This window comes from Chitinophaga sp., assembly GCF_036566945.1.
GTDB lineage: Bacteria > Bacteroidota > Bacteroidia > Chitinophagales > Chitinophagaceae > Chitinophaga.
In genome coordinates, this window is sequence record NZ_DATCVJ010000779.1 from 1 (window position 1) to 3,174 (window position 3,174).

4 protein-coding genes are annotated in these 3,174 nt (G+C 43.9%); 1 reads left to right on the forward strand and 3 read right to left on the reverse strand.

Translation table 11 applies throughout. The features are described from left to right. The first annotated feature begins 144 nt into the window (after positions 1–144). Positions 145–924 (forward strand): DNA-formamidopyrimidine glycosylase family protein, encoded by a 780-nt coding sequence (locus VIP81_RS23500; protein WP_331967117.1) that lies wholly within the window; start codon positions 145–147, stop codon positions 922–924. Here the strand turns inward: VIP81_RS23500 and VIP81_RS23505 are convergent. The 3 genes from VIP81_RS23505 to VIP81_RS23515 form a co-directional block, all read right to left on the reverse strand. Further along, positions 913–1,653, reverse strand: a complete 741-nt coding sequence (locus tag VIP81_RS23505) for a DUF72 domain-containing protein (protein WP_331967119.1) — start codon at positions 1,651–1,653, stop codon at positions 913–915. The two genes, VIP81_RS23500 and VIP81_RS23505, sit on opposite strands and share 12 nt — an antisense overlap. A gap of 101 nt (positions 1,654–1,754) precedes the next feature. Next, positions 1,755–2,567 (reverse strand): SDR family oxidoreductase, encoded by an 813-nt coding sequence (locus VIP81_RS23510; RefSeq protein WP_331967121.1) that lies wholly within the window; start codon positions 2,565–2,567, stop codon positions 1,755–1,757. 12 nt (positions 2,568–2,579) lie between these two features. Then, positions 2,580–3,174: phytanoyl-CoA dioxygenase family protein (locus VIP81_RS23515; protein WP_331967123.1), on the reverse strand; the 595-nt coding region annotated here is incomplete at its 5' end.

A 3,174-nucleotide genomic window follows, 5' to 3' on the forward strand; every position in this document is an offset into this window, starting at 1 on the left:
AGCATAGCTCGCTATGTGGGGTATTTTATCTTTGAAGTATTGTTTCGTAAGAATAGAAAACTGCCATAAGAAAAGGGGGCGGTTCCCGTTACCGCCCCTTTATTATTTGCCCCATAATCTTTAATTTTTCATAAAAATTAAGTCATGCCTGAACTACCCGATTTGCAGGCTTTTCGCCATAACCTGGAAAAAGCGCTGTTACATAAAAAATTGAAGTCACTGACTGTTAAGAATGCGAAGAAATTGCATGCCACACCCGAAGCGTTACAATCGGCCCTGGAGGGTCAAACGTTGGAGCATATACGAAGAGTAGGTAAAGAATTGCATTTTGAATTTAAGAATGGTCATGTGTTAGGTATGCATTTAATGCTCCACGGCAAGTTATATCTCTTCCAGAAAAAAAATGAAGAGAAATACCCCATTGTTGAATTATTATTTGGAGATGGTACCGGCCTGGTGCTGACGGATTTCCAGGGCGCCGCCAACATTTTCCTTGATCCGGAAGAGAAGACTGCACCTGATGCATTGTCCAAAGCGTTTAATGAAAGCTATCTGGAAACACAGCTGGGCAAGAAAAAGATCACGATAAAAAAATACCTGCTCGACCAGCATAATGTATTGGGCATCGGCAATGCATACGCAGATGATATTTTATGGGATGCAAAGATTTCTCCTTTTTCTGTTTGCAATAAAATTCCAGTAGCACAAATAAAAGTATTGCTGAAATCAATTAAGAAAATTTTGGAGGAGGCAGAGAAAAAAATACTGAAAAGTAAACCTGATATTATTAACGGAGAGGTGAGGGATTTTATGCTGGTGCATAATTCCAAACTAACGGAAAGCCCTGGTGGCGCGGCGATTAAGAAAGATATTGGCGGAGGGCGGAAGACGTATTATACAGATGAACAGGTGTTATTTGACTAGTTCAATGAGCTGTAGCGCATTCTGTAAAGCATAGCCATGCCCATCATTGTTGAAAAAAGCCCATATGCTATGTTTTTGTTGTTGCCAGGATTTTATTTTTTCTGCATAGTGTTGCATTGTTTTATCACTGTATAGCGCATTGTATTTACCATTAGGGCCGTGGAAACGAAGGTAAATATGTTTGGCCGTAATGGTTTCCGCATAGGGCCATCGGTTGCCGGATTCGGCGATTACCCAGGCTATTTTGTATTGCTGTAATAAAGAGGTCACCTGCGGATCCAGCCAGCTTTCATGACGTGCTTCCAACGCAAAATGATAGTCACTATAATCTTTTTTCAGCGTCCCGAAAAAGTGCGTAATTCTTTCTTCATCGAAAGCCAGCGAAGGCGGCAGCTGAATAAGTACCGGCCCCAGATGTTTTAAATATGGATTAAACAGGTCGAAAAATTTCGGTAGTGTTGTTTCCGGTTCTGTCAGTCTTTTGATATGTGTGATATACCGGCTTAATTTCGGACAGAAATAAAAGCGTGCCGGCACTTTCTGTATCCATCCTTCCACAGTAGATGAGGTAGGGAGATGATAGAAGCTGGTATTAAGTTCAGTGGTTTTGAATTTTTTTGCATGGAAGGAAAGATAGTCGGTTGGCTGTAATCCTTTAGGGTAGTATATTTCACGCCAATGGCGATAACTCCATCCTGATGTGCCGATATGTATGCCTGCACTTACCATGATACTTTTAAACAGGTAGTACAAATTCTGTTCCTGCCTGTCTATAGAAAAACTGCATCATTTTAGAGGACGCAGTTTTTTTATAGACAGGCGATGTGATCCTACGTAGTTAACACTATTTCATTTGCTGTTTTTTCTTTGGGTTGGTAAATGCCGGCCGCAATTTTTTCCACAAATGCTTTGGGGAAGAATTTTGGTAGCCAGGCGTTCAGCTTATTGGTGAAGCCGGGGATAATTTCTGCTTTGCCTTTAAAAAGCCCGTCTACCGCAATTTTTGCGACGTTTTCCGGCGTCATGTTAAACCGGTTGGCTACGTTGCGGGTATAATCGCCCATGCGGGCCCTGTTCACAAAATCGGTGTCGGTACTGCCGGGACTGAGGGCGCTGACAGAGATCGGGGAATGCCTGAGTTCATGTCTTAATCCTCGTGTAAATGAGAGCGCAAACGCTTTGGTAGCAGCATAAATATTCAGGTAGGGTACTGTTTGATAAGCGGTGGTACTGGCAAGGTTCAGCAGGTATGCTTTTGGAAATTTGCGCAGTACCGGTATATAAGCGTATGACAGGCCCACCTGTGCTTTGATGTTTACATCAATGATATTGAACTGTTCCGTCAGGGATAGTTGTTCAAAGGCGCCATTGATGCCATAACCGGCGTTGTTCACCACTACAGAAAGCACATCATGATAGGTACTGGTCCAGGTGGTCACTTTTAGCAATGCATCGGGTTGTGACAAATCCTGGTGCAACGTATGTACGTGTACGTGATACTGTGCGGACAGTTCTTCTGCGGTAGCTGCTAAAGTTGTTTCATCTATATCTACCAGTAATAAGTGATAGTTTCTTTCTGCCAGTTGTGCAGCAATGGCTTTTCCTATTCCTTTGGCTGCACCGGTTATTAATGCGTATGACATACTTGTTATTTTTTAGAGAGATGGTGTGTTTACTTCCGCGAGACGTTCCGTGCTGGCCTTTACGTTTGCCCACTGTGGTCTGCCGCCGTAGAGATGTTGTTTGAGATGTGCCAGCTTATGATAAAAGGGAGTAGGGCTATTGGCCGTTTTAGGCTGATAAGCGCCGGTGATGATGGGAATGTACATCACTCTTCTGCGGCTTTTTTCGCCGGTGTAGGGTGATTGTTGTACCCGATGCCAGAGGCGCCCATCATGTACGGTCAGATCGCCTGCTTCAATGTCGAAGCCCACTTCTTTTTCATCCGGATTATTGTCGATGAAATATTTTTTTCTGAATAATAGTTTTAAGAGTCCCTGTTCGTGTGTGCCGGGGAGTACGCGCAATCCGCCGTTGTCCAGCGGGCAATCATCGAGGTGAATGCCAACATTCAGCATAGGGAGAATGCGTGATCCGAGGAACAGGTCGCGGGGACTATCAGTATGCCAGCCGAGTTGTTTGAACTGGCTCTCTGCTGCATTTACATAGTGGTTGATGACCAAACCATCTTTTTCGTTTTCACCAATACGGCCGCTGTAAGCGCCCAGTAAAGAGGTGAGAGATTGCAGC